This window comes from Dolichospermum sp. FACHB-1091 (genome assembly GCF_014697585.1).
GTDB lineage: Bacteria > Cyanobacteriota > Cyanobacteriia > Cyanobacteriales > Nostocaceae > Dolichospermum.
This window is the reverse complement of sequence record NZ_JACJSB010000013.1, coordinates 55,047-79,976: the sequence shown is the minus strand read 5'-3', so window position 1 is coordinate 79,976 and position 24,930 is coordinate 55,047. Positions and strand designations below refer to the sequence as shown.

Sequence of the window (24,930 nt, the reverse complement as noted above, 5' to 3'; positions counted from 1 at the left end):
AAGATGTACCTCATAAGAGCGGAAACCCCTGTAAAATGACCACTAACTAATAATTAATTGTCCATTCTTCTAATTCTTGGTTTTCTGCTGCTGTCAGGGTGACTGCTAAGTTTTCCCAGTCTACTTCAGCCGCAGGTTGATTAACCACTAATTGACCTTGGTGAAGATGTAAAACATGGGTACAAAACTCCTGCACTAAATCCCTTTGCCGATTTACCATCAAAATCGCCGAAGAATGGGCTTGATTTGATTGAGTGAGGATATTGATTAAATTAGTAATTGCAGGGGTATCTAACGCCGACGTAGGCTCATCTAATAGTAAAATTTGCGGTTCGGTAACTAAAGCGCGAGCAATCGCAATTAACTGTTTTTGCCCTCCAGAAAGTTGTACTTCTGTCCGTCCTAACCATTGTTCAGGAATTTGCAGTTTTTCCCGCCAATAACTGACTTTTTCCTGAATAGTTGGTTTAGGTAAACCACGCAAAGTTAAAGGATAAGCTAAATTTTCTTCTACTGTCATCCCCAACAGTTTAGATTCTTGTTGCACAAGCATTATCTGTTGACGTAATTGAATTACAGGAATTTTGTGATATTCCTGATTTTTAAAATATATTTTCCCGCTAGTAGGTTCATTTAGCCGATTAATCAGACGTAATAGGGAAGTTTTACCAGCACCAGATACACCTACAATAGCAAAGCGATCGCCTGGTGATACTCTAAAAGAAATATTCTGTAAAATCGGGTATTGATGTTGATTCTGTAAACGTCCACATAAACTCACGGATTCTAATACAAGCATAGTAATAAACTACATTTTTAATGTAAACTATTAAAATCTTATTGTAACTTAATACATTCTTAATGTAAGCCAATACATTCTTAATGTAAAAAGTTACAATTTATGTTGTAACCTTTCTTGGTTAAATGGAGATGATTACAGAGTTAAATTATTGGCATTGCTAAATTAAAGCATCAAATCAGATATGCAATGCCAAATAATTTATCGAAATTTAATCACCCAAATACTTATTACCCATGACCCATAACTAATGCAGCTTGAATAGTCCAAATATCTACTAATAGCAATAATAAAGTCAAACCTAACAAAATTAAATACATCCAAGGCTGTGATAAAGGACGAACATCTTGAGTATCAATACCAGTTTTTGCGGCGACAATATTGATAAACTTAGAAAATCCAGACATTCGCATAGGTAATAAATAAGCCTTACCATCCTGAGTAATAAAATAATATACTAAACCACCTTGTCCAGTCGTTCGTGGCTTTAACTCTTTCACTTCCGACCATGATAAACTCCAACCGCGACGAAAAAACTGAGAAAACCAACCTGAGTAAGTAACCTTAATTCCTTCCTCATCTAAAATCACCCTTTCAGTCAAAACAGCATACAACAAAATAAAACCGCAACCAATTCCTATCCATAATAACCAGGGAGGAATAGTTGCGGCTGTTAACTGAGCTAAAAACGGTAAAGGAACCGTCAACGCTAAATATAAACTTAACAAAGTGATCCGAATCAGAGGAGAAAGACGAAAAACAGAGGTCAAACCATTAGTTAAATTAGCCGTCATGGTGTTACAATCATTAACGATATATTTATCGTAACGATAAAACCACCAAAATTTGACAAAACCATCAACATAAAACTCTCTGCTTCTAAAGCGTCTTTGCGTGAGAAAAAAAGTCCTGATGTAGCCTAAGATTTTTGTAAAATTCCCAAAACAGGAGTTAACTCAGTATGATTAACTTGGGGATTCAACAAACCACCAGCATAAACACGAGGATTAGTTTGGGAGATGATAGTATAAGATTGACGAACATGACTATTCACAGCCACAGTTGTTGCATCATACATTTGCATGGCAATTTTAGGATAAAAACCTATGCCAATAATTAACACTAGAAAAGAAGCAGCAATGAAAATTTCTCGTGGCCTAGCATCAGTATAGATAGTTTCCGTTGGTAAAAGACAATCTGTACCAAAACAAGCAGTTCCTTCATCTTCTTGATTTTGAATACCTGCATTGTTAATATCACAGATCAGGTCTGCACCAGAACCGTAAAATACTTGACGTAGCATAGAAAGGAGATAAATGGGTGTGAGGATAACCCCTACAGCAGCGAGAAAAACCGTAACAGTGCAAAAAGTGGTAGTGTAAACATCACTAGTAGTGATACCCACAAATACAGAAAGTTCACCGACAAAACCACTCATTCCTGGTAAAGCTAAAGAAGCCATAGCTCCCATTGTAAATAGAGCAAATACCTTTGGCATTGCTTGACCAATACCACCCATTTCTGCCATCATCATAGTATGAGAGCGATCGTAGGTGACACCTGCGAGGAAGAATAAAACAGAAGCAATTAAACCATGGGATATCATTTGTAACATTGCGCCATTGATACCCAAATCGGTAAAAGATGCAATTCCTATAAGGACAAAACCCATGTGAGAGATTGAGGAATAGGCCAAACGACGTTTCATGTTCGTTTGAGCGAAGGAATTTAAAGCACCATAGATAATATTGACAACACCGAGAATAACGAGAATAGGAGCAAAGTAAACATGAGCGTCGGAAAGTAGGTCAATATTCAGGCGAATTAGTCCATATCCGCCCATTTTTAGGAGTACACCGGCTAAAATCATAGATACTGGGGAAGACGCTTCACCGTGAGCATCAGGTAGCCAAGTATGTAGGGGAAAAATTGCCAATTTTACGCCAAAGGCAATTAATAAACCAGCGTATAGTAGTAGTTGGAAGGTGAGGGGATATTCTTTGTGTGCGAGTTGAGCGATATCAAATGTGACATCTCCACCGCCATATAAACCCAGTGCGAGCGCTGCTACCAAGATAAATATAGAAGCTGCTGCGGTGTAAATGAGAAATTTAGTAGCTGCGTAGCGTCGTCTTTGTCCACCCCAAATACAGACTAATAGATATACGGGAATCAGTTCCACTTCCCACATAATGAAAAATAATAGCAAGTCTTGGGCGACAAATACTCCAACTTGTGCAGAATATAACACAAGCATGAGAAAGTAAAAGAGCTTTGGTCTGCGATCGACTTGCCAAGCGGAAAAAATGGCAAGGGTGGTAACAAAACCTGCTAAAAGCACCAAGGGAGCGGAAATACCATCAACAGAAACGGTCCAATTTAAGCCTAATTGAGGCATCCAAACATAATTTTCTACGAGTTGAAAACTAGCACTACTGGCATCATAATGCTGCCAAAAAGCTAAACACATCAAAACGAAGTCTGCTATACCTACACCTAGCGCGTACCAACGTACAACCTTACCGTCCTTATCAGGGAATAGGGGGATAAGAAAGGAGGCCAGGAGTGGAAATAGGACAATTGCGGTAAGCCAAGGAAATTGATCCGCTATCATGTCAATAGGAAAAAATACTTATTTGTCTAATCAGATTATTGTACTAAACTTTTTAACAATTTCTTTATAAGTTTTTACCCAAGTTAGGTATAAGAAAATATTTACTTAAAAATATCTTATGATGAGGATTGAATAGTTTAAAAAATTGGTTTGTCTAGATAATCGTTTAAAATTACACCATTTGTGTGTAATGATGATCCAATCCTGTGGGATGGGCATCCAGCAATCCTTGTATTATTAGCGGGCTTTTCGGCCCGCACCACAAGAAATTTTTCGGTATTTTTTTAATTGGAAGTCTCTTATGTTTATCTGTGTCCTATGATACTTTTAAAACATCCTCCAAGAAACTATACTGGGAAATGCCCACCCTACTAAGTATATTTATTTTGTTCTCGCGTCTAACTTTTCCCACATTAATAACTTCAATAACTTCTATGCAAATTCCCAAGGTAAGAAATAGCTTTTTGCTACTAACCTCATTAGCGATCGCTTCTGTTTATGGCGGACTTATAACAGCCTGCTCCGTAACCACTCCCGAAAGTAAAACACCAAATACTGATACTAGTAAAACTGATGCTCTTAATCATAAACAAATGAAGCACGATGGTGATATGATGAATCATGGAGGTGGTATTAAGCACAAAATGGAAATAAATTTAGGTCCAGCCGATACTAATTATGATTTGCGCTTTATTGATGCAATGATTCCCCATCATCAAGGAGGCGTAAAAATGGCAAAACAGGCCCTAGAGAAATCAAAACGCCCTGAAGTCAAAAAGCTGGCCGCAGAAATTATCAAAGCTCAAGATCAAGAAATTGCCGAGCTAAAACAGTGGCGTAAAACATGGTATGCTTCAGCAAGCATAACTCCGATGACCTATGACCCTAAAACGGGTAAAACAATCCCCATGTCTGACCAGCAAAGACAAGGTATGATGATGGATGAAGACCTGGGATCATCTGATGCTGATGATTTGCAGTTTATAAATGCGATGATTCCCCATCACGAAGGTGCTATTAAAATGGCTGAAGACGCATTGAACAAGTCTAAACGTCCTGAAATTAAAAAACTGGCGACTAGTATTATTAATTCACAGCAAGCAGAGATTAACCAAATGAAGCAACTTACGTTATCTAGACAAGTTAGGAGTTACCAATATAACTGTTAACAACCCTACCAGCACCGCGTAATTGTTGATAATAGGCTAGACTAACCTTATCTCCCTGTTCCGAAAGTTGGTCAATACCAATACCATTGCGTCCTTGGTCTTTTCCTGAACTGTGAATGTAATAACCATCACCTAAATATAAACCTACGTGAGTGGCCTTGTGAGGAGTACCAAAAAATATCAAATCTCCCAGTTGTAGTTCAGTAATATCAATGGGTTGGGTAAAGGCCTCCTGTTGATAAGCGTCTCTGGGTAGCCAAATATGGACAGATTTAAAAGCTGCTTGCATTAAACCAGAACAATCATAATTAGGTGCAACTGTACCACCCCAAAGGTAATAATTATTTTGTGCTTTTGCTGCGTGGGTAAAAGCGATAACAGCGGGTATGTGTTGTTGAATTTCTGCGGTTGAGATAAATTGGGGTTGATATACGGTTTCTGCGGGTTGAAGAAACTGTAAATCTTCAAGTGATAACCATCCGGGATAATCATCTTCACATAAACATACTGTAACTGCGGTATTTTGATGATTTGATGTTATTTTTAAATGTCGTCCTGTAGCAGCTTGGGTGGCTAAACTGACGCATTCGGGAGAATTATAGAGATTGAGGTCGCGTAAACATTGATATTCTGTTGTGGGAGAATGGGGAATTAATAAGTTTAAAGACATGAGTAATATGTAATATTTTCTAAATCAGAATTTACAAGATTTAAGGATGTACAGAATGGTAATTTTATCACCTTTCTGTTAGAGGGTGTTGGAAAAGTTATGATTGATGTATCAAATATTTTTAACCCCACCCTAACCCTCCCCTTGTTAAGGGGAGGTAACTGGATTTTCCGGTTTCCCCCATTTCCAAGGGGGGACTAAGGGGGGTAATTTAATTAGCTTTCCTATCATTGAAAAAATCCCTACTTCCTATTAAAAATTATTTCCTGTTAATCCTTTAATCCTGGATATCCTGATTCAGACAACTTCAAATATCATCACATAATCGGCGCTCTTGGTCACTCAATTTAACCCCCGGATTGTGTAAATAATCCTTTACCCAAGCACAACCATCTTTAAGTACCCGGTCTAAATTCCGTACAGGCCACAACCGCGCTGTGTTGTCCGCAGAAGCAGTAGCAATGGTTTTACCGTCGGGACTGAAACTTACACTATTGACAGAATCCTGATGTCCGCTCTATAAAACTTACCCAAAACTACCCAAGTCTAGACACATCTGGACAGCGATCATCTTAGTATTTATTTCCTGCTTCACTGTAGTCTCAAGATGACTCTTGAGAGGTTTATCTACTCCACAGGCTGACACGGTAGAGCTTACCGCCATATCTGACCTTTCAGGGATAAAAATATCCATAAACCATCGGTCAATATTTTTAGCCGCGTTTAAATCTCTATCCTCTGTATATCCACAATTAGGACAGACATAAACGCGGTTTTTTAATGGCATTTTATGACGATGATTACCGCAGTTAGAGCATATTTGAGAACTGGGAAAAAATCTATCCACAAGGATTAATTGACTTCCAAATTTCTCAGTTTTGTACTCTAGTTGTCGTTTGAACTCATACATCCCACAATCCGCGATAGCACCCGCTAATTTGTGGTTCTTTAAAAATGCCTTAACGTGCAAATCCTCTATCTTTATCACGCTGTGGTTTTTAGCTAGATAGTAGGTTAACTTATGAATGGAATCCTGGCGAATATTGGAAACTTTGGCGTGTATTTTACCTAGTTTCTTGACAGCTTTGATTCTATTTTTAGACCCCTTTACCTTGCGGCTAACACTACGCTGTAAACGTTTCATGCGTTTACTTTTACGTCGGTATGCTTGAGGATTCTCAAATATTTTACCATGGCTGCAAACTGCTAACTCTTTGATACCAATGTCAACCCCAACAGTCGGTCTAGGAGCAACTAAAACAGGTCTTTCAACTTCATGTTTAATGGCTATAAACCACCTATCGGCTTGTCTAGAAATTACACAATTATGAATGGCTGTAACTGGTAATGGTTCAGCTAATCTAACCCAACCTATAGAAGGTAATTTAATTCTTTTACCATCATTTTTAATTAATGGTTTAGCTTTAGTTCCTGACTCCAAATAGAAAGAATCACGTTGTCCTTTCTTCTTAAATCGGGGTTGTTTTGATACTTTTTTAAAGCATCTATCCCAAGCTTGACGTAAATCAGCTAATGCTTTTTGTGGTACATTTTTGTTAACTTCGTAATACCAATCATGTTCATATTTAACCTCAGCAACTAACCTTTTATGGAGGTCAATCGCTGATGGGAGTTTAAGTTTTTCGCCTTCTTTTTGGGCGGCTAAAATATCCTTAATTTGAGCATTTGCCCAGTTGTAGGCGTGTCTAGCTACTCCAGAAGCTTTGCGAAAAGCTGTAACTTGTTGGTTGTTTGGGATAAGCGCAGTCTTGAAACTAAGTAACATTGTTCGACCTCCAATGTTTTGATGACTATTTGATCTAAAATAGTACATTTCGGCAAGTTTATCTACATCTGGCTAGAATTTAAGTTACAGGTTCAAAGCCTGTAAATTCCACACTGTAGCTTTTAGTTCTTTTATGTAGCCCCTCAGAGTGTTGATGTTCTTATCATAAGCAGAAGAGTCACCCAATGGCAATTTTCCTGCACTCTTTGGTACATAAAACACAAATATCAGATCCCTCCTAGTGAAAAAGCTCAGGAATGGGTCTTTGAGGTTATCCTTCTGTGGACTAATTGGCCAACCGTTCTTTTTGTAATTTTCAAGATTAGCAATCTGCTTTTTGCATTCTTCAATCTCCCGGTCAATAATTGATTTAATATACGTATTTAACGTAGTGATATTCTTATCATAAGCAGAAGAGTCACCCAGTGGAATACTTTTTACATAAAACGCAAATTGCAGATTCCTCCTGTTAAAGAACTGGAGAAATGCGTCCGGTTCGAGTTTATCTCCCGTTAGGCCAATTGGCCAACCCATTTTTTTGTGCTTCTCAAGTTCTCCGATTATTCCTTTAGTATCTTTGATTATTGCTTTAGGTTTTACTGAAATGTAGGACTGATAAATTTGTGCTTTTTTTAATGAATTTTGGGACTTTTCCAGATCAGCATTAGCATTTCTAATTAGGGAATTTAGTTTTTCTAATTGAGTTTGAGCAGTTTGAGCTTTTTTAAAATTAATTCCAGCATAATAGGAAGCCATACCTGCAATTACGATAAAACCCGCAGCTAAACCAGAACTTAATTTTAATCTTTTTTCTCCTTGAATTCTGGCTTTTTCTATTATCTGTTTAGCTTCCTTTTCCTGTTTTAATTCTGCTTGAGCTTGAGCTAATTTTGCTAATAATTCATTTCCCTGCTGTTGACGAATAAACTCAACTAAATAATCATGTACTAACTGATATCTATCTGCTGGAGATTCTGGTAAGAGTAAGACTAAACCGGACGCAACGAAGATATTTAAAATTAAATCCAGATTTTCACTTTCTGGTAATTTTACTACTAATTCATCTTTAGTTTTTAAAGGTCTGGTATTATTTTCATCAGTGAGTAAATATAATACTAGTCGTGCTGCTTGTTCATGTTCTGAACCACAGTCTTTAATCACATCTTTTAAAAACTTTTCTACTAACTTTTCCTTATTGCCAAATTCTCGATATTTTGCTAAGGTTGTAATTTGTTCAGTTTGTAATTGTGTTCCCACAATTTGTAATTCTATGGGTCGAACTTCTCCCATATCTCCCGCTAATTCTTTGACCAATTCAGTAATTAATTCTGTTTGTAAATAAAACTGAGTTTTTTCCGTGAGACTTTGAATCACTGTTTGAGCGTCTGCGGGAGAAAAGTTACCTAAATAATAGCGAATATCTTTATCAAGAATATTATTATTAGTGACTGTCAAATCAACTAAACGATCTAATTCTAATAAATAATGTAAATAATCTTCCCGTAAGGAAAGAACTATTTTTACAAAAGGAATATCTAAACAGATGCGGAAAAAGTCATAAAATGGTTTTCTCTGGATTTTATCAGTATAAACAAAGAAAAATTCCTCAAATTGGTCAAATATCAAAACCGTTAATAAATATTTATCAGCATTTTTTCGCAATTGTTGAATAATTGTCTCTGTAGAATGTAGGGATAATTGATCATTGGTTGATTTTGTTGATTTTAAATGCTCTCCTAAAAGTTCTATCCAATTTGTATAAACTCGTAAATATATAGGTACAGCGTTCCGTTCTCCAATGGGTTCTTGTTGAAGAGCGGGAATTAAACCACCTTGTAAAATCGAACTTTTACCAACTCCAGACTGACCATGAATTACAGTTAATTTATGTTGAGTTCCTGCGATTCTTTCCCGCAACCGTTTAACATCTTGTTCTCTTCCTGAAGCAGAAATTTCTCTAGCAATTGTACCGATATTTTCCAAGTTTTCGAGTCCCCTCTGTTCACCGGGTAAGGGAGTATTGATAATTTGACGTTGGGGGTTTAGATAAGAAGCACCCACAAAAGCCCGAAAACCATATTGTTGTTCAATTTGTAATTTTTCTTGTTTGAGATTAAATGCTTTTAAATATTGTTTTTCTTGGAAATAGAGAGAACTTAATTTTTCTAAAATCGCAATATAAAGTTTAGGATTATATTGATGATAACTTTGATTTTTAGCAGTTTCTAAGGTTTGAATAGCTGCGGATATTTCCCCTAAACCCACTTGAGAATGGGACATAAATAAACGATATTGGCTATATGCTTGGGAGGGTAAATTGGGAATTTTAGTTAAAATATCTATTGCTTGTTGTGCGTATTGATTTGCTTTTGGATAGTCTTGATTTTCTAAAGCTACTTCTGCGAGAAAACCGTAATTTTGACCTAACCACATTATTTGTGAAGGTTGTAGAGATGTTCCATGGAACGTCTCTAGATTTTCAGATAATTTCAACGATTTTTGAGCTAGATTTTCTAAATCATTCCACGCTTTTAAATGTCCGAATATTTTCCCTAAATCGTTGATATATTGAATTACTAGATCTAATCTTTGCGCTTTTTCAAAAATCTCTACAGCTTGCTGTAAATAATTTCTAGAATTTTGCCAATTTTCTAAATCTTCACCATTGTTAATTTCCGCTTTGCGGGTATAAACCAAAGATATTTTTACCAATATTATCCCATAACGTTCTAAATTATTATTTAGATTATTTAGCCAAAATTCTTGACTTTTTTGAAAATAACTTAAAGCCTGATCTAGATGATCTTGTTGATATTCCCGTAAACCAAAGGCCAAATTTAAACCAGCTTGTATTTCTGGGTTTATTACTGCTTTTCTATTTTGTAAATCCTGAGTTGCAAATTCTATTTCTTGATAAACTTGAGGACTGGGAATATGATCATTAATAAATATTTCTTCTGTTTTTTCTCGAAGGAGATTAATTAAATCCTCCCCATCATTTTCAAAATCCAGAATACTCCCCCAACTTTCTAAATCTGGTGCGACGCGGATAATTTTTTTAAGAATTTGATCATCTATCCAAATCAAAATCGGAAAGGGGAAGTTTTTTCTAAATTCCTCTCGAATTTGATTAGACAGATTCAAAATTACATCAATGTTTTTTACAGAGTCTAAACCAGAAATCATTAAGGCTGGTGGTTGTTCATTTCCCAATTCTTGAGATATTTGATTGTACAAACTTTTTGTAGATGCTGTTAAAGTTATTTCTTTAATAGGAATAGAGGAAACTTGATGAATTTGTGCTGATATTTGCTGACGTAATTTTGCATAATTACAACGCAGAAAAATCAACGATAATTGACCTTGAGAAAAATTAATTGCTCTCAATACCGTTCGCAAAGAATTTTGATTATTATCGGGGGAGATTTCTGGATGATTCATGATATGGTTTCCTCATTTCAGTTAAGATATTTAGGTTTTTAGAGGCTTGCAAAAAATCAAAATGGTGCGTTACGCTGTCGCTAACACACCCTACATTTCTAACACACCCTAGGTTTCTATTAAAATTGGATTAATATCAAACCAAGATCCATTTTCATCTCGATATTCAAAGACAAACATACTGCGAAGTAGGATATCATATTTTTCATTTCCTCGATAGTTTTTTGTCTTTTGTACTTCCTGTAATAACTCCCATTCGTCAGGTGTAATTGCTAAATTTAACTCATTACAACGTTTTTTGATCACTGTTTCCAGACATTTTCGAGAAATTGGTGTGTCTTCCATTTGTAAACAACGAAATAATAACATTAACAAGTTACGCAAATGACCACCGCTAACTTTACAAAGTCGTTCTAATGTCTCAGGACTATCAAATATTTCTGTAATTAAATTTTGACTTTCCTCTCCACTGGCTCCGGGAAAAGCTCTTTTCATAATCATTTCTTGTAATAGCGTAATTCCTGCGGGATAATCTGTACCATTCCTTTGTTTAACTGCTACCATTGGTAAAACTTTAGGATCTACTCCAAAGCGATTTGTTAATCTACCTAAAGCATTAGAAAATATCAAAACTAGAGGAATTGTATAAACAACATGACATTTTAATTTATTTAATTGTTCACCCCTTTCTACAAATAGATATTCTGGTTGATATTGACCATTTGGTTTAACAGCATTATCTATCCTATCTAGATTATCAATGATCACAACTAAACCTGTTTTACCGCGTTTTTTTAGTTTTTCTGTTGCGGGGATAAGCAATTCTTGATTAATTGATTCTAAAATTCCATTGGTACGAGGTTCTAAATATTGTCGGAGTTGACTCCGCAATTTAGGACTATCCTTTGTTTTAGCAGTAATTTTGCCAATACCTACAGATAATTCCGCTTCAAAACCAATATCTAAGGGTGTTTGTAAAAGTTCCGCTATTTCTGTGAATAGTTTTTGAAAGTATCCTGGTTTGAGTTTAATTTCTGCTGCTTCTAAACTTTGACTAACTTCACGAGCGATCGCTAGTAAAATATCTGTAATATCAATATCGGCTAAATCTAAACTTTGGCTAGACTCAAAATAAACTACATGAAATTCTGAGTTTTCCAATTCTGCTTTTAACCGCAGTAATTCAGTAGATTTACCACAACCAATATGTCCCGTAAATAATTGACAAGTGGGAATTTCAGGAGAAAGTAAAGCAATAGTTCTTCTAAATTCCCTAATAATTTCTGCACCCCGTACCTCGGAAAAATCAATATAATATTGTCTATCTTCAGCTTTACTTTGATCAAGAGTTTTGTTAGGGTTACAAGCTTGATAAAATCTTGTTAAATCAAATTTCATAGTAAATTATCGCCAACTATTTTCATCATAGTTATTACTTGAGTAAGTATACAGGCAATTACCTAATTATTCAATGACTTCCGACAAAAAAATACCCTTTGTAGGGTGTGTTAATTGTCTTTGCGACTTTGCGTCTTGGCGTGAAACATCATTCAATTACTTTCGCCGCTCATGTAATTTACGATACACAGCCCTTAAATCAACTTGATGATATGCCAAAGCTACCAGAGTATGATAAAATAAATCCGCGACTTCACCAGCGATCGCATCACTATCATCATCTTTACAAGCCATAACCACCTCCGCGCTTTCCTCACCAATCTTTTTCAAAATCTTATTATCACCACCTGCCAATAATTTACAGGTATAAGAAGTTTCATTAGGATCATCCCGGCGATCGCAGATGACATCAAACAATTGTGATAAACTATCCCCTGGTGGTGGTGTCACCGTCCCACTCACCTGGTGAAAACAACTACGCTCCCCTGTATGACAAGCAACATCACCCAGTTGCTCCACAACCACCAACAGAGCATCACTATCGCAATCATAACGAATACTTTGCACCTTTTGAATATGGCCAGAAGTTGCTCCTTTGTGCCAAAATTCCTGACGGGAACGACTCCAAAACCAAGTTTCCCCAGTTTCTAAAGTCTTTTGTAAAGATTCTTGATTCATCCAAGCCATCATTAGCACCGTACCATCTAGATAGTCTTGGATAATAGCCGGAACTAAACCCTTGTCATCATAGCGAATTTTGTCCACAGGGATAGCAGATGAGAGTGATAACAGTTGGGGAGAGGACATAGCAGTTAATTTAGAATAATCTTTGACTTAACATACCATTTTCAGTTAATTCTAGATCATAGAAATTCTGAGTAACTTTTCGACCTATCCTAAGATAGAGCATAAATTATTTATTTCCCCAGTTTAGGGAGGAAACCTTGGTAAATACCTCAATTAGAACCACAAAATCACAAGAAATCTTTGCTGCTGCTCAAAAACTTATGCCCGGAGGGGTTAGTTCTCCCGTGCGTGCGTTTAAATCCGTAGGTGGACAACCAATAGTATTTGATCGTGTTAATGGCGCATATATTTGGGATGTAGACGGTAACAAATACATTGACTATGTTGGTACTTGGGGACCAGCCATTTGTGGTCATGCTCACCCGGAAGTCATTTCCGCACTACACACAGCCCTAGACAAAGGGACTAGTTTTGGCGCTCCTTGCGTCCTGGAAAATATTTTAGCGGAAATGGTCATTGATGCTGTTCCTAGCGTCGAAATGGTCAGATTTGTCAACTCTGGTACAGAAGCTTGTATGGCTGTATTACGACTCATGCGAGCCTTCACTAACAGAGAAAAAGTGATCAAGTTTGAAGGCTGCTATCACGGACACGCTGATATGTTCTTGGTCAAAGCCGGTTCTGGAGTCGCTACCCTGGGTTTACCTGACTCACCCGGAGTACCCAAAGCTACCACAGCCAGCACTTTAACCGCCCCTTTCAATGATTTAGAAGCGGTAAAAGCCCTATTTGAACAAAACCCTGGGGAAATCGCTGGTATCATTCTTGAACCCATAGTTGGTAACGCCGGTTTTATTACCCCTGATGCTGGGTTCTTAGAAGGACTCAGGGAACTTACCCATGAATATGGTGCATTATTAGTATTTGATGAAGTCATGACAGGCTTTCGGATTGCTTACGGTGGCGCTCAGGAAAAATTTGGTATTACTCCCGACTTAACAACTTTAGGTAAAGTCATTGGTGGCGGTTTACCCGTGGGCGCGTACGGTGGTCGCCGCGAAATCATGTCTATGATTGCTCCCGCAGGTCCTGTGTATCAAGCAGGAACTCTTTCCGGTAATCCTTTAGCTATGACAGCGGGGATTAAAACCCTAGAATTATTGAGCAAGCCTGGTAATTATGAATACCTAGAACAAATTACTAAACAGTTAGCTGATGGATTGTTAAAAATCTGCAATGATACAGGTCATGCTGCTTGTGGTGGTAATATAAGCGCGATGTTTGGGTTGTTTTTCACCTCTGGACCAGTACATAATTATGAAGACGCTAAAAAGGCTGATACAGCTAAATTTGGTCGTTTTCATCGCGGAATGTTAGAACATGGTATTTACCTAGCACCATCTCAATTTGAAGCTGGTTTCACTTCTTTAGCACACACCAAAGAAGACATAGAACAGACCTTAGCCGCAGCAAAAGATGTTTTGTCTAGTCTATAAAACCTATAAATAGGTCAAAGATAAGGGGTAAGAGACATAGGACATCAAAAGCTGTTGTCTCTTACTTATTATAAGAGGAACTTTATAACCCACCGAAAATCAGCAACGCCTAAAATTGTAGGTTGGGTTGACGTATGTTACCCAACATCAAGGAGTAATAATAAATGTGTTGGGTTGCATTTCATTTAACCCAATCTACAAAATTCTTTATTCTTCCTGTCCTTCGTGTCTTCGTGGTTCAATAACTCCGTAGGTTGGGTTGACGTATGTTACCCAACATCAAGCAGTAATAATAAATGTGTTGGGTTACGAAAAATTTTATTTTGGTGCTTTACGCCAACCATTAGCCAAGGCTTCTGACTCTTGACAAAACCATTTCTCTCCCTTGCTTGGATCAATGACTGTTGATTCATAATCTTCAGAGCCAGGAATGTGATAAAACTTACGACCAGTGTTTATAGAAATATTACCTTTGATTTTACATCCTGGTTTAGTGAACGATGTGATTGGAGTTGGAGAACGGCTACCTCTAAATTCCGTTGCCAAAATAACACAACCAACAGCAACAGTAATCCCGATCAGTTTTTTCATAAGACTACCTTTTTTTACCTTTTGGTATTTTCTGACAGGTAGAGATGGAACTCCATCAATTGATGCTGTAGTGGCGCGAAGTTTTCCATCTGAGGCTGTTGTTAATTCGTACAGGATTGTATCACCGACTTTTGGACGACGACTTGCCCCCTTTATTTCACTGATATGAAGGAAAATTTCTTTACCTCCATCACTAGGTTGTATAAATCCAAAACCCCTGTTATCTTTCCATTGTGTAATCACACCTTTACGCATAACATCTTCTCACATACCTCTAAGATCAAGATTGGGTTGACGTATGTTACCCAACATTAATCAATAATAATACATAAGTTGGGTTTAGTTTTTGAACCCAACCGACAAACTAAAACCATAAATAATATTGTTAATTCAAGTTATAAATTAACTATTATCAAAATCTTCTGAAAGAGATTCTAGCTCATCTGAAGCCTTTAAAAGATCATCCCAACTATCTGGAGGATTACCACTTGCAAGCATTTTAGTAAAAATGTTGTATGGATCTGTTTTTGCTCCCTCTTTCCGAAGCGAATTTTCATCATTTATCCAAGCATAAATAATAACTTTTTCCGTACTACTATAACGAAAAAATAAACGAAATCTTTTAAAGAATTTAGCTCGAAACCAATGCTTTTTATCTGTTCCTAATGTTTTACCCTACCTAAATTCTGGTGCGCTCGGATCTTCAGGTATTCTCCTAGAAATAAGCTCATTAATGTTGTTGAGAAACTGTGTAGCTGGATGTTGCTGATATCCTTCGGGATTTTTTTCTTTAAGTTCCTCAACCTGAATAATTAATTTTTTATATTTTTCACCAAAGGCAGGATGAATTTTTAATGTCCACCCATTAACATTCATACAAATATGAAATCCTCTGGTAATTCTTCATCAAGATCAACTTCCATGCCTTCTGTAAGCAATGAGGCACGACGATAAGTATCTTCTGTAAGTGGTTCAATATTGCTAGGATTTTTCTGGATATCTCTAGCAAGGAAATCTAAGAACGCCTTTACAAAAGAATGCTTTTCCATAGTTGGAGACAATATTCTATTCATTCCTAGTGTTTCTCCTTTTTTCTGATTAATAATTATGTATTTACTGGAAAGACTTACACCAGTACGAGAAGCGCGTGCATTTTTGCGAACTCTCAGTTTCATGATTCTAACTCATTTGTGTTGAGATAATGATACTTATACATATATTCTCAATATACAAGGTTGGGTAGAACGAAGTGAAACCCCTCCAATGATGTGGTATTAGATTTGTGACTTATAGTCCGTGGACTCATAATCTACATTCACAGACAATAAATTTTGGTTCATTATTTTCTATTCATGAAACAGGAATGCTGATTATAAATGAAAAAAACACTCGTTACTGCCGTAGCTTCAACGGTTAAGCATTTTCGTAAGATAAACAGTATGAGTCAAGAGGAGCTTGCCGATATTGCAGGTCTAGACAGAACCTATATTTCAGGCGTTGAAAGAGGTGTTCGCAATATTACACTTGATTCATTAGAGCAGATAATTAATGCTCTTGGGATAGATATTGTGGCATTTTTTACCAAATTATTTGAGTATTTAGGTGATACAAAAAATGAAATCTAAGGCAAAAAAAAGCGGCATATCTCGCTGTCCTAAATTACTTGATACGAAAATTTACAAAACAGGGCAAACCAGGGGTGCCGATGATGATGTTATATACCAAAATCGTGTTTCAAGAACTAGCACAGTATTGATTCCATATGTTCTTTGGCCTAGTTGCGCTAATCCTCCTAATGGTGAATTAAACTTTGAAAATGGATTTATTGTTCTGATTAGTCCAGAAACTTACTTCTGCAACGATAACATCGATCAAGACCTTAAATCATATGGGCTTCATCTCGGTATAAATACTCTGGTATTTTATGAAACTCGAACTGATTGGAATAAGTATAATCCTGAAATAATGGGCTGGACTGCCGCACAATCCAGACGACAACGACTAGGTGGACAATATGTAGCAAGAGTACCTGCAACAACTTCTGTAGAAAATGGAGGAAAGATTATACGTGGATTTAATACAACATCTTCAAAAGGTGCAGGTATTAGGTTATATGAATATGCAAGCTCAGAAATGATTTCAAATTGTCGTCTTCAGCTTGAGTTTTTTTACTGGTGTTGTTTCGACTCAGAAAATACCTCTATAGAAAATGGCATGAGTGCTGATGATATTAGGCAAAGGAAGGAATATATTCAATCAGAGTGCCAAAAGTTTGATCTATTGGATAGACATAAATTAATAGAGGCACGTATTATCAATCAAGATGGATTAACTATTTGCCCACTTTGCTTAGAGAAGCTTTCAAGTCGAGGATTCTTTAGTCGCCTAGAGCAAGCAGAAGGACGAAAAGTTCCAGATTTAACAGTCACTCAGATCAATCTTTTTCATATTGAAGAGTTGAAGTATGGAGCTTACAATCATAGACCATACAATCTTGGCTGGGGTCATCATCACTGTAATGTAGTGGTAAAAGATTCAGGCATTACCGAAACTATCGAGTGGATGTATAGAGTTGTGAAGGTAAACATTGATAATGGCTATTTCACTCCTGAAAACAAATCAAGTTGATGAACAAAAGTTGATCTTTTATTTTCTTGTGGTTGGTAGCTGTACTCTTTTCCATTCCGGTTGATAGATTCTACTTCTAGGCGTGTAGCGATAGCTTCTACCCATTTTTTGTCAATCTCAAGCGAAATAGTGCGCCTACCAAGATTAAGAGATGCTAAAGCAGTATTGCCTGAACCGGCAAAACAATCTAAGACTATATCTCCTGGATAAGTTGTTGCCTCAATTGCGTGTTCAAGCATCGCTAAGGGCTTCTCTGCTGGATGTTTACCTTTATAAGGTCGAACAGAAGGAAACGTCCAGATATCAGTAAATTCTTTAGAACCATCAACGGCAAAGACTCGGATAACATCTTCGTATGGTGGCATATATGTTATTTTGCCCGTTCCAAGTATTGCAGAGCATACTTTTTCATACTGTTCTCTACTTGGAGTGTTGCGACCAGCTTCCCAATTAGAAACTGCACCACCATGATTGACTTTTCCATAAGCACCAATCATAGCAGTAAGTTCTTTTAGTGATAATCCTGCGGCTTGACGCATATCACGAAGAAACTGGGCAAAAGTTGAGCGGAAAAGATTCCCTTCAACTGCTGGTTCAGCAAAAATAATTCTTTCAGAATGAGGATACCATTGTCGAAGTGCCTCTTTTTTCATTTTTCCTTTCCAACCATCAAATCCTGGTTCGTTTGGTTTAGTCCAAACAATATGAGAAAGTACATTAAATTTTTTTGAAAATAGGACTTCAAGTCGGGCAGACATTGAAGAATCACAGAAACAAAATAGTGATCCATTTGGTCGCAGCACTCGATACCATTCAGAAGAATAGGACTCCATCCAGTCAAGATAATGCTCGTCTTCTTGAAATTGGGTATCTCCATAAATATTGTGCTTTTTTGTCGAGTGATAAGGTGGATCTGTCAAAATCAGTGATATTGTGTTACTCGGTATCTTACGGATTAAATCTAATGAATCACCTTCTGCGAGAATTCCATGAGGGGTAGAAACTCGAATACTATCTGATAAGGTAAGGGTAATTTGTTCAAAATCCTGCGCTCTAGTAGACATCTGTTAGTAATTATTTATGATAAAGTGACTTATAGTCTACAGCTTTAATTCAAAAAAATCAACCCCCCAGATTCTCTACCACTTCTTCTAACATACCCCTAAGATACAAGGTTGGGTTAAGGTACTTCAACCCAACCTACAAAAATATTAACCCAAAACGAAATTCACCAACTTACCAGGAACAACAATCACCTTTTTAACATCCTTCCCTTCCAGATAACGCTGTGCCACCTCAGACTCCCGCGCATACTTCTCCAAATCCGCTTTATCAGCTTTTGCAGGAACTTGAATAGAACCGCGAGTTTTACCCATAATTTGAATTACCAAAGTAATTTCATCAACTATCAAAGCCCCAGGATCAAAACTTGGCCAAGGTTGGGTATGGACAGAATTTTTATTCCCTAGTAATTGCCATAATTCATCACCAATATGGGGGGCAAAAGGTGCTAACATAATCACCAAAGTTTGAATACCTTCCGCATAAACTGGCGAATTATGACAATCAGCATCAGTCAACGCATTACTTAACTTCATCAATTCCGAAATTGCAGTATTAAATTGATAATCATCCTGCACATCTTCGGTAATTGCTTGAATAGCAATATGAATGAAGCGACGTAAATCTTTTTCGGCTTTTGTCAGTTGTCCGTTGTCATTTGTCAGTTGTTTTTTAGTTGTAGCGTAATCTGTAACCAACCGCCAAACACGGTTTAAAAAGCGGAATTGTCCCTCAACATCTGCCTCATCCCATTCTAAATCTTTTTCTGGAGGTGCTTTAAATAAAATGAACATTCGCGCTGTATCAATGCCATATTTATTAATCACATCTTCCGGTGCAACACCATTTCCTTTTGATTTGGACATGGTAGCATAGAGACGTTGTAAAGGTTCGCCAGTTTGTGGATCTACAGGATTATTAGCATCAACTAAATGAGAAGGAATCCATTTATCTTTACCACCTTTTTTCGGGTTCATGTAAGTTAAACCCTGTACCATGCCCTGAGTTAATAACTTTTGAAATGGTTCATCAAAGTTAAATAAACCTCTATCTCTCAATACTTTAGTGAAGAAACGCGAATACAATAAATGTAAAATTGCGTGTTCAATTCCCCCTACATATTGATCTACAGGCATCCAATCATTTACTTTACCAGAATCAAAAATCTTTTCTTCATTTTTGGCATCAGAATAACGCAAGAAATACCAAGAAGAATCAATAAAAGTATCCATTGTATCGGTTTCCCGTTTCGCAGGAGTACCGCAACTTGGACAGGGGACATTTACCCAACTTTCTAATTGTGCTAAAGGTGAACCACCACGGCCACTTAATTCAATATCTTCTGGTAATTGTACAGGTAAATCTTTTTCTGGTACGGGGACAATTCCACATTCAGGACAGTGAATAACAGGGATAGGTGCGCCCCAATAACGTTGTCGAGAAATTAACCAATCTCTGAGGCGATATTGTATTCTTAATTTACCAAAGTTTTGTTTTTCGGCAAATTCAATAATGGCTTTTTTTGCATCTATAGAATTTATCCCATTAAAGTCACCAGAATTAACTAAAATTCCCGCTTCTGTATAAGCTGATTTTAAAGTTTCTTCTGCACCAATTTCGGGAACAATCACCACTTTAATTGCTAAATTCTGTTCTTTTGCAAATTTGAAATCTCGCACATCATGGGCTGGTACACCCATTACCGCACCTGTACCATATTCATAAAGTACATAATCTGCAATCCAAATCGGTACTTCTTCCCCGGTAAAGGGGTTAATAACTTGACCCCCCGTAGGAATACCCCGTTTAGGTTTATCTTCCGCAGTCCGTTCTAACTCGCTTTGGTTGCTGACTTCCTTAATAAAGGCTGCTACCGCTGCTTTTTGGTCTGAAGTTGTCACCACTTGAGTTAAAGGGTGTTCTGGGGCTAATACGACGTAACTCACGCCATAAACGGTGTCGGGACGGGTGGTATAAACGGCGATTTTTTCATCTAAGCCCACAATCGGAAATTCTAAATAAGCACCGGTGGATTTTCCTATCCAGTTGGCTTGCATTAATTTAACTCGTTCTGGCCAACCTGTGAGTTTATCTAAGTCATTTAATAATTCTTCGGCGTAGTCGGTAATCTTGAAAAACCATTGACGCAATAATTTACGTTCTACTATTGCTCCACTACGCCAAGAACGTCCTTCATTATCAACTTGTTCGTTTGCTAATACAGTTTGATCTATGGGGTCCCAATTAACTGCTGCTTCTCTTTGATAAGCTAAACCCGCTTCTAAAAATTGCAGAAAAATCCATTGTGTCCATTTGTAGTAATCAGGAGAACAGGTAGCAACTTCACATTCCCAATCTAAGGATAAACCCAGACGTTGTAATTGTTGCCGCATTTGAGCAATATTTTGATATGTCCATTTCGCAGGGGGTACACCTCTATCAATGGCGGCGTTTTCTGCGGGTAGTCCGAAAGCATCCCAACCCATTGGATGTAATACTCGATACCCTTGCATCCGTTTGAGGCGAGCAATTACGTCTGTAATTGTGTAATTACGAACGTGACCCATGTGTAAGCTACCGGAGGGGTAGGGGAACATAGAAAGCGCGTAGAATTTGGGCTTGTTTTGGTCTTGATGTGTTTTATCTAAGCCAAGTTCTAACCATGTTTTTTGCCATTTTTCCTCTATTGCGGCTGGTTGGTATGATGTTTTTTGGGGGGACTCCACAACTAAAACTCCTAATGCTGTTATCTAATTTTGCTATTGTGGCATAATTTAGATATCATTTTTTTCTCACGCAGAGGCGCAGAGGCGCAGAGAGAAGGAGTTTTGGAAATTAATTTCAGCGAAGTTCGTCCCTCGATTTAGCAATCTTCCAACCAAGTTTCTAAATCTGTAACTGAAGTAAAATCTAACAAAGCTTCTCCTAATTCTTCAAGTTTCTCAACGGGTAATTCTTGGACTTTTTGAATTAATGAGGAATGAATTTCACCAACTCGACGATTTAAGAGACGGATAATTAGACGTTTTTCTTTTTGCAGTCCTTCTTGTAATCCTTCTTGTTTAGCCAGTTCTCTGTCTTGTTGGTAAAGTGGTGCTAATCGCATAATCAACTCCTGATCTTCTGTTTGTGAACTTTGATTGATTTTTAAATTGTTTAAATTTTTACTGCACAACTTCCTGAATATCAACTCCTTTAACAAAGGTTGGTATTTCAGGAGAAATCGGTGCTTCCTGAGCAATTTTACAAGCTAAAGACATCATATTCCCAACAGAGTGCAAACAATATTCAAGCGCATCTGGAGCGGAGTTATCATCTTGTTTAGAAGCTTCAATCCACTGAGATACAGTTTGAAACGGGGAGCCTTTCGAGCGAACTTGCTTTACTGAGAGTGGATTAGACGGAATTGGGAAATAGATTGAGGGCAGATTTCCTAAGCTGTTATCAGGCAAAAACCGTCTGAAAACAAACTCTCTTCGTGTTGCTTGTCCTAATGGTACATAATGAACAACTAAGTCTCGATAAGCAGATAATTTAGCTAACCAACCGCCATCGCTTTCATTAGTTATTTCACATAGCTCAGAGGCTAGGGAGTTATCTGTAATATTGACTTTAAGTATCTGTTTTCTCAAAGAATTCATTAATCGAATTCTATCGTTTGTGTTGAGAGAGCTTTTGAGTACAAAGTTTGCAACAAACTCTGCCAAATAATCCCGGAGAGTACATAACTCTCGAAGAAGATCATGAGTTTCTAAATAAATGGAAAATGAATTTAACGTTTCAATTTTGCCAGGAGAAAACTGTTGCTGTTCGCATAAAGACCAAAGTTCAACATTATAAGCTTCTGATAATTGCCGAAGTCTTAAGTTACAAGCTCTTACCTCAAAAGCAATTCGGCTACAAATATCCATTAATTCCATCTTTTCTGCTTTAAAAGCAGCGTAAGCTAACCGACTCCAATTTCTTTCTGCATGAAGACAGGAATTGTTGTTTGCCTGATCTGCATGGAAGGGATGCCACATGGGTGGATAGTATCCCTTTATTTGCTGAGATGTTTCATAGTAATCAATCCCAACTATCTTGAATCCTAATGAAATCAAATTCAACGGTAAATCATGATAGCGATCTATAGAAAATGTTGGCATAGGATCATTGCTACCAAGAGGAATAATGACTTCAGATCCCGTTTTATTAATAGCTTTCAGTCCACCTACTAGATGGACTATGCGAGTAACATTATGCCATTTTCCTTCAGTCATGAATTACCTCCTGCAAGGTCTATGTTGAAGATTTTTACTACCATCGTAGCTTCTCATTAACAAACGAAATTATACACTTTCGTTTAAAAAAAAAGGCAGAGAATTTTTTGATTTGGAAGTCTATTAAACAAACTCTCAATTCCCTGCTTTCAGCTTTCCATAAGCATAACGGGTTAAACTGCCTTCATTGAGATTATTCCAAGCATACATCCTATCTCTAAAGGGTTTCCACTGTTCATAAACGGCTTTAAAATCAGCATCTTTAGTCGCAAATTCATCATATAAAGCAAAAGAAGCTTTTTCCGCTGCTTCCAAAATTTCCTGACTATAAGCACGCACTTGAGTGCCTGTTTTTAATAGTTTTTCCAATGCTTCACCATTACGCGCATCATAACGAGCTAACATTGTTGTATTCGACTGATATGCAGCCGTTTCTAAAGCGGCTTGGTATTGAGGTGGCAGCTTTTTCCATTCGTCTAAATTAACTTGTACTTCTAAAGTTGGACCTTGTTCCCACCAACCCGGATAATAGTAAAATTTAGCGACTTTATTTAAACCCAATTTTTCATCGTCATAAGGTCCTACCCACTCAGCCGCGTCAATAGCCCCTGTTTGTAACCCTTGAAAGATTTCTCCACCGGGAAGGGTTTGTACTGTCACCCCTAATTTAGCCATAACTTGCCCCCCCAACCCGGGAATCCGCATTTTTAAGCCTTTGAGGTCATTAAGTGTTTTCACTTCACTGCGAAACCATCCTCCCATCTGTGTACCCGTATTTCCCGCAGGAAATTGAATAACGTTGAATTTACTTGCGTAAATTTCCTGAAGTTTCGCTAAACCACCACCTTCATATAACCAAGCATTTTGTTGTTGGGCATTGAGTCCAAATGGTACTGATGTACCAAAAGCCAGGGCGGGACTTTTACCGATGTAGTAATAAGCGGCAGTATGTCCTGCTTGTACCGCACCTTGAGAAACCACATTGAGAACTTCTAAACCCGGTGCTATTTCTCCGGCCGCGCGGGCTTCGATAATGAACTTACCGTTAGTTAAAACTTTGACACGCTCTGCTAATACCTGCGCTCCGCCAAAAATGGTATCTAAGGATGTTGGCCAACTTGTGGCCATTTGCCATTTAATTGTCGGCAGGTTACTGGTATCGGTTTTACCTTGATTTTGAGCTTTTTGACAACCACCAACGATGGCGATTCCTGTAGCAGCGATCGCACTTTGAGATAATCTGTTAACAATAGTCCGACGTTTCATAAAAGTTAATACTATGACTAACTGCAATACTTTACTACACTACCATAATGATGTAACATTTGAAGAATTCCTGTAAAATTTATTATTGCTGATGATTTGATCAATTTCTAATCATTTCAGATTAGTATAAAAATATTAAGTAATTTCTAACTAATATTTAACAGCTATGTTAGAAACTGTTTTGGCTTTATCCAGCGTTCAACTGCCACCCACCCAGGCAGAACTTCCTTGTGATGATGGTATCCCCATGGAAACACAAAGACATAAATTCCAAATGGATATTTTAATTGATACGATTCAGCCTTGGTTAGATCAAAGGGCTGATGGATATGTAGGGGGCAATATGTTTGTCTATTACAGTTTAGCACAATTAAAAAATCAAGATTTTCGAGGTCCAGATTTCTTTGCTGTTTTGGGTGTACCAAAAACAGAACGATTGTCTTGGGTAGTTTGGGAAGAGGGAAAACCACCAGATGTAGTAATTGAATTACTTTCAGAAAGTACAGCTAGTAATGATAAAAATGCGAAAAAATTAATTTATCAAAATCAGATGCGGGTTTCTGAATATTTTTGGTATGACCCTTTTAATCCAGATGATTTTGCAGGTTTTGATCTGAATAGTGGTACATATCAACAGATTGCTCTAAATGAGAAAAATCAACTGATAAGTAAGGTTTTAAATTTGTCTTTAGTGCGTTGGGAAGGTAATTATAGAGGTGTTGATGCCACTTGGTTGCGCTGGGCAACTTTGGATGGTGAGTTATTTCCCACTTCTCAGGAAATGGTAGGAATTGCACAACAAAAAGTAGATGAAGTCAAACAAATTGCAGAACAGGAAAAACAACGGGCAGAACAAGCTGAATTGCAATTAAGACAAGTTGCTATTAATTTGTTACAGAATAAAATGTCTGTAGAACAAGTGGCACAGTTAACAAATTTAGATATTTTGGAGGTAGAAAAACTGATTGATTAATAATCAAAACTCTCCCAATACTTGTCCTTAA

At 37.3% G+C, this 24,930-nt stretch carries 19 protein-coding genes and 3 pseudogenes; 5 read left to right on the top strand and 17 right to left on the bottom strand.

Annotated elements, in window-relative coordinates:
* Nucleotides 1-46: 46 nt before the first annotated feature.
* The 3 genes from H6G25_RS10430 to H6G25_RS10420 form a co-directional block, all read right to left on the bottom strand.
* Complete coding sequence (locus H6G25_RS10430) at nt 47-799, bottom strand: ATP-binding cassette domain-containing protein (RefSeq protein ID WP_190392420.1); 753 nt, start codon at nt 797-799, stop codon at nt 47-49.
* Nucleotides 800-1,029: 230 nt separating this feature from the next.
* Entirely contained in the window at nt 1,030-1,593 is a 564-nt protein-coding gene (locus H6G25_RS10425) for a hypothetical protein (protein WP_028083032.1), read from the bottom strand.
* Between the two features lie 125 nt (nt 1,594-1,718).
* Nucleotides 1,719-3,413, bottom strand: coding sequence for an NAD(P)H-quinone oxidoreductase subunit 4 (locus H6G25_RS10420; protein ID WP_190392419.1), 1,695 nt, complete (start codon nt 3,411-3,413; stop codon nt 1,719-1,721).
* A 434-nt stretch (nt 3,414-3,847) separates the two neighbouring features.
* Here H6G25_RS10420 and H6G25_RS10415 point away from each other — a divergent pair, with 434 nt between their 5' ends.
* Entirely contained in the window at nt 3,848-4,582 is a 735-nt protein-coding gene (locus H6G25_RS10415; RefSeq protein ID WP_190392418.1) for a DUF305 domain-containing protein, read from the top strand.
* Here the strand turns inward: H6G25_RS10415 and H6G25_RS10410 are convergent.
* From H6G25_RS10410 to hisIE, 6 genes and pseudogenes are all read right to left on the bottom strand, one after another.
* On the bottom strand, nt 4,557-5,252 hold the full coding sequence (locus H6G25_RS10410; RefSeq protein ID WP_190392417.1) for a C40 family peptidase: 696 nt from the start codon (nt 5,250-5,252) through the stop codon (nt 4,557-4,559). The two genes, H6G25_RS10415 and H6G25_RS10410, sit on opposite strands and share 26 nt — an antisense overlap.
* Before the next feature lie 307 nt (nt 5,253-5,559).
* Nucleotides 5,560-5,757 (bottom strand): annotated as a pseudogene (locus tag H6G25_RS10405) (WD40 repeat domain-containing protein); the annotation flags it as partial.
* Nucleotides 5,758-5,778: 21 nt separating this feature from the next.
* The gene (locus H6G25_RS10400) at nt 5,779-7,038 is read right to left on the bottom strand and encodes an RNA-guided endonuclease TnpB family protein (RefSeq protein WP_190392416.1); all 1,260 of its coding nucleotides are present in this window, start codon (nt 7,036-7,038) and stop codon (nt 5,779-5,781) included.
* An 84-nt stretch (nt 7,039-7,122) separates the two neighbouring features.
* Nucleotides 7,123-10,479: an AAA family ATPase gene (locus H6G25_RS10395; protein ID WP_190392415.1), complete on the bottom strand. Its 3,357-nt coding sequence runs from the start codon at nt 10,477-10,479 to the stop codon at nt 7,123-7,125.
* Nucleotides 10,480-10,587: 108 nt separating this feature from the next.
* Complete coding sequence (locus H6G25_RS10390) at nt 10,588-11,877, bottom strand: P-loop NTPase fold protein (protein ID WP_190392414.1); 1,290 nt, start codon at nt 11,875-11,877, stop codon at nt 10,588-10,590.
* Between the two features lie 156 nt (nt 11,878-12,033).
* Nucleotides 12,034-12,684 carry a bifunctional phosphoribosyl-AMP cyclohydrolase/phosphoribosyl-ATP diphosphatase HisIE gene (gene hisIE / locus H6G25_RS10385; protein ID WP_190392413.1) on the bottom strand — a complete coding sequence of 217 codons (651 nt, stop codon included), beginning with the start codon at nt 12,682-12,684 and terminating at the stop codon, nt 12,034-12,036.
* Nucleotides 12,685-12,821: 137 nt separating this feature from the next.
* Here hisIE and hemL point away from each other — a divergent pair, with 137 nt between their 5' ends.
* Nucleotides 12,822-14,120 (top strand): glutamate-1-semialdehyde 2,1-aminomutase, encoded by a 1,299-nt coding sequence (gene hemL / locus H6G25_RS10380; RefSeq protein ID WP_190392412.1) that lies wholly within the window; start codon nt 12,822-12,824, stop codon nt 14,118-14,120.
* Nucleotides 14,121-14,438: 318 nt separating this feature from the next.
* On the opposite strand, the gene H6G25_RS21155 is transcribed toward hemL, so the two are convergent.
* The 3 genes and pseudogenes from H6G25_RS21155 to H6G25_RS10365 all read right to left on the bottom strand — a co-directional run bounded on the left by H6G25_RS21155 (nt 14,439) and on the right by H6G25_RS10365 (nt 15,886).
* A complete protein-coding gene (locus H6G25_RS21155) occupies nt 14,439-14,966 on the bottom strand; it encodes a cold shock domain-containing protein (RefSeq protein WP_190392411.1) in 528 nt (175 codons plus the stop codon).
* A 147-nt stretch (nt 14,967-15,113) separates the two neighbouring features.
* A pseudogene (locus H6G25_RS10370) lies at nt 15,114-15,587 on the bottom strand (type II toxin-antitoxin system YhaV family toxin).
* Nucleotides 15,584-15,886, bottom strand: a complete 303-nt coding sequence (locus H6G25_RS10365; RefSeq protein WP_190392410.1) for a type II toxin-antitoxin system PrlF family antitoxin — start codon at nt 15,884-15,886, stop codon at nt 15,584-15,586. Before H6G25_RS10365 ends, H6G25_RS10370 begins: the two are co-directional and overlap by 4 nt.
* Nucleotides 15,887-16,087: 201 nt before the next feature.
* Between H6G25_RS10365 and H6G25_RS10360 the strand changes: the two genes are divergently transcribed.
* Together H6G25_RS10360 and H6G25_RS10355 are read left to right on the top strand one after the other, a co-directional pair.
* A complete protein-coding gene (locus tag H6G25_RS10360) occupies nt 16,088-16,336 on the top strand; it encodes a helix-turn-helix transcriptional regulator (protein ID WP_190392409.1) in 249 nt (82 codons plus the stop codon).
* Complete coding sequence (locus tag H6G25_RS10355; protein WP_190392408.1) at nt 16,326-17,339, top strand: BstXI family restriction endonuclease; 1,014 nt, start codon at nt 16,326-16,328, stop codon at nt 17,337-17,339. Before H6G25_RS10360 ends, H6G25_RS10355 begins: the two co-directional genes overlap by 11 nt.
* Here the strand turns inward: H6G25_RS10355 and H6G25_RS10350 are convergent.
* The 5 genes and pseudogenes from H6G25_RS10350 to H6G25_RS10330 all read right to left on the bottom strand — a co-directional run bounded on the left by H6G25_RS10350 (nt 17,309) and on the right by H6G25_RS10330 (nt 23,926).
* Entirely contained in the window at nt 17,309-18,403 is a 1,095-nt protein-coding gene (locus tag H6G25_RS10350; RefSeq protein ID WP_190392407.1) for a DNA methyltransferase, read from the bottom strand. The genes H6G25_RS10355 and H6G25_RS10350 overlap by 31 nt on opposite strands.
* Nucleotides 18,404-18,550: 147 nt before the next feature.
* A complete protein-coding gene (gene leuS, locus H6G25_RS10345) occupies nt 18,551-21,127 on the bottom strand; it encodes a leucine--tRNA ligase (RefSeq protein ID WP_190392406.1) in 2,577 nt (858 codons plus the stop codon).
* Nucleotides 21,128-21,264: 137 nt separating this feature from the next.
* A pseudogene (locus H6G25_RS10340) lies at nt 21,265-21,555 on the bottom strand (DUF4351 domain-containing protein); the annotation flags it as partial.
* A 10-nt stretch (nt 21,556-21,565) separates the two neighbouring features.
* A complete protein-coding gene (locus tag H6G25_RS10335) occupies nt 21,566-22,660 on the bottom strand; it encodes a hypothetical protein (protein ID WP_190386783.1) in 1,095 nt (364 codons plus the stop codon).
* 135 nt (nt 22,661-22,795) lie between these two features.
* On the bottom strand, nt 22,796-23,926 hold the full coding sequence (locus H6G25_RS10330; protein WP_190392405.1) for a TRAP transporter substrate-binding protein: 1,131 nt from the start codon (nt 23,924-23,926) through the stop codon (nt 22,796-22,798).
* Between the two features lie 166 nt (nt 23,927-24,092).
* Between H6G25_RS10330 and H6G25_RS10325 the strand changes: the two genes are divergently transcribed.
* On the top strand, nt 24,093-24,899 hold the full coding sequence (locus H6G25_RS10325) for a Uma2 family endonuclease (protein WP_190392404.1): 807 nt from the start codon (nt 24,093-24,095) through the stop codon (nt 24,897-24,899).
* Nucleotides 24,900-24,930 lie beyond the last annotated feature (31 nt).

What these genes read in the sequence shown, in the direction of transcription:
- H6G25_RS10420 (WP_190392419.1), bottom strand. Translation starts at nt 3,413, where the DNA reads ATGATAGCGGATCAATTTCCTTGGCTTACCGCAATTGTCCTATTTCCA.
- H6G25_RS21155 (WP_190392411.1), bottom strand. Translation starts at nt 14,966, where the DNA reads ATGCGTAAAGGTGTGATTACACAATGGAAAGATAACAGGGGTTTTGGA.
- H6G25_RS10415 (WP_190392418.1), top strand. Translation starts at nt 3,848, where the DNA reads ATGCAAATTCCCAAGGTAAGAAATAGCTTTTTGCTACTAACCTCATTA.
- H6G25_RS10355 (WP_190392408.1), top strand. Translation starts at nt 16,326, where the DNA reads ATGAAATCTAAGGCAAAAAAAAGCGGCATATCTCGCTGTCCTAAATTA.
- H6G25_RS10360 (WP_190392409.1), top strand. Translation starts at nt 16,088, where the DNA reads ATGAAAAAAACACTCGTTACTGCCGTAGCTTCAACGGTTAAGCATTTT.
- H6G25_RS10365 (WP_190392410.1), bottom strand. Translation starts at nt 15,886, where the DNA reads ATGAAACTGAGAGTTCGCAAAAATGCACGCGCTTCTCGTACTGGTGTA.
- H6G25_RS10430 (WP_190392420.1), bottom strand. Translation starts at nt 799, where the DNA reads ATGCTTGTATTAGAATCCGTGAGTTTATGTGGACGTTTACAGAATCAA.
- H6G25_RS10350 (WP_190392407.1), bottom strand. Translation starts at nt 18,403, where the DNA reads ATGTCTACTAGAGCGCAGGATTTTGAACAAATTACCCTTACCTTATCA.
- H6G25_RS10335 (WP_190386783.1), bottom strand. Translation starts at nt 22,660, where the DNA reads ATGACTGAAGGAAAATGGCATAATGTTACTCGCATAGTCCATCTAGTA.
- H6G25_RS10410 (WP_190392417.1), bottom strand. Translation starts at nt 5,252, where the DNA reads ATGTCTTTAAACTTATTAATTCCCCATTCTCCCACAACAGAATATCAA.
- H6G25_RS10330 (WP_190392405.1), bottom strand. Translation starts at nt 23,926, where the DNA reads ATGAAACGTCGGACTATTGTTAACAGATTATCTCAAAGTGCGATCGCT.
- H6G25_RS10325 (WP_190392404.1), top strand. Translation starts at nt 24,093, where the DNA reads ATGTTAGAAACTGTTTTGGCTTTATCCAGCGTTCAACTGCCACCCACC.
- H6G25_RS10390 (WP_190392414.1), bottom strand. Translation starts at nt 11,877, where the DNA reads ATGAAATTTGATTTAACAAGATTTTATCAAGCTTGTAACCCTAACAAA.
- H6G25_RS10400 (WP_190392416.1), bottom strand. Translation starts at nt 7,038, where the DNA reads ATGTTACTTAGTTTCAAGACTGCGCTTATCCCAAACAACCAACAAGTT.
- H6G25_RS10425 (WP_028083032.1), bottom strand. Translation starts at nt 1,593, where the DNA reads ATGACGGCTAATTTAACTAATGGTTTGACCTCTGTTTTTCGTCTTTCT.
- hisIE (WP_190392413.1), bottom strand. Translation starts at nt 12,684, where the DNA reads ATGTCCTCTCCCCAACTGTTATCACTCTCATCTGCTATCCCTGTGGAC.
- H6G25_RS10395 (WP_190392415.1), bottom strand. Translation starts at nt 10,479, where the DNA reads ATGAATCATCCAGAAATCTCCCCCGATAATAATCAAAATTCTTTGCGA.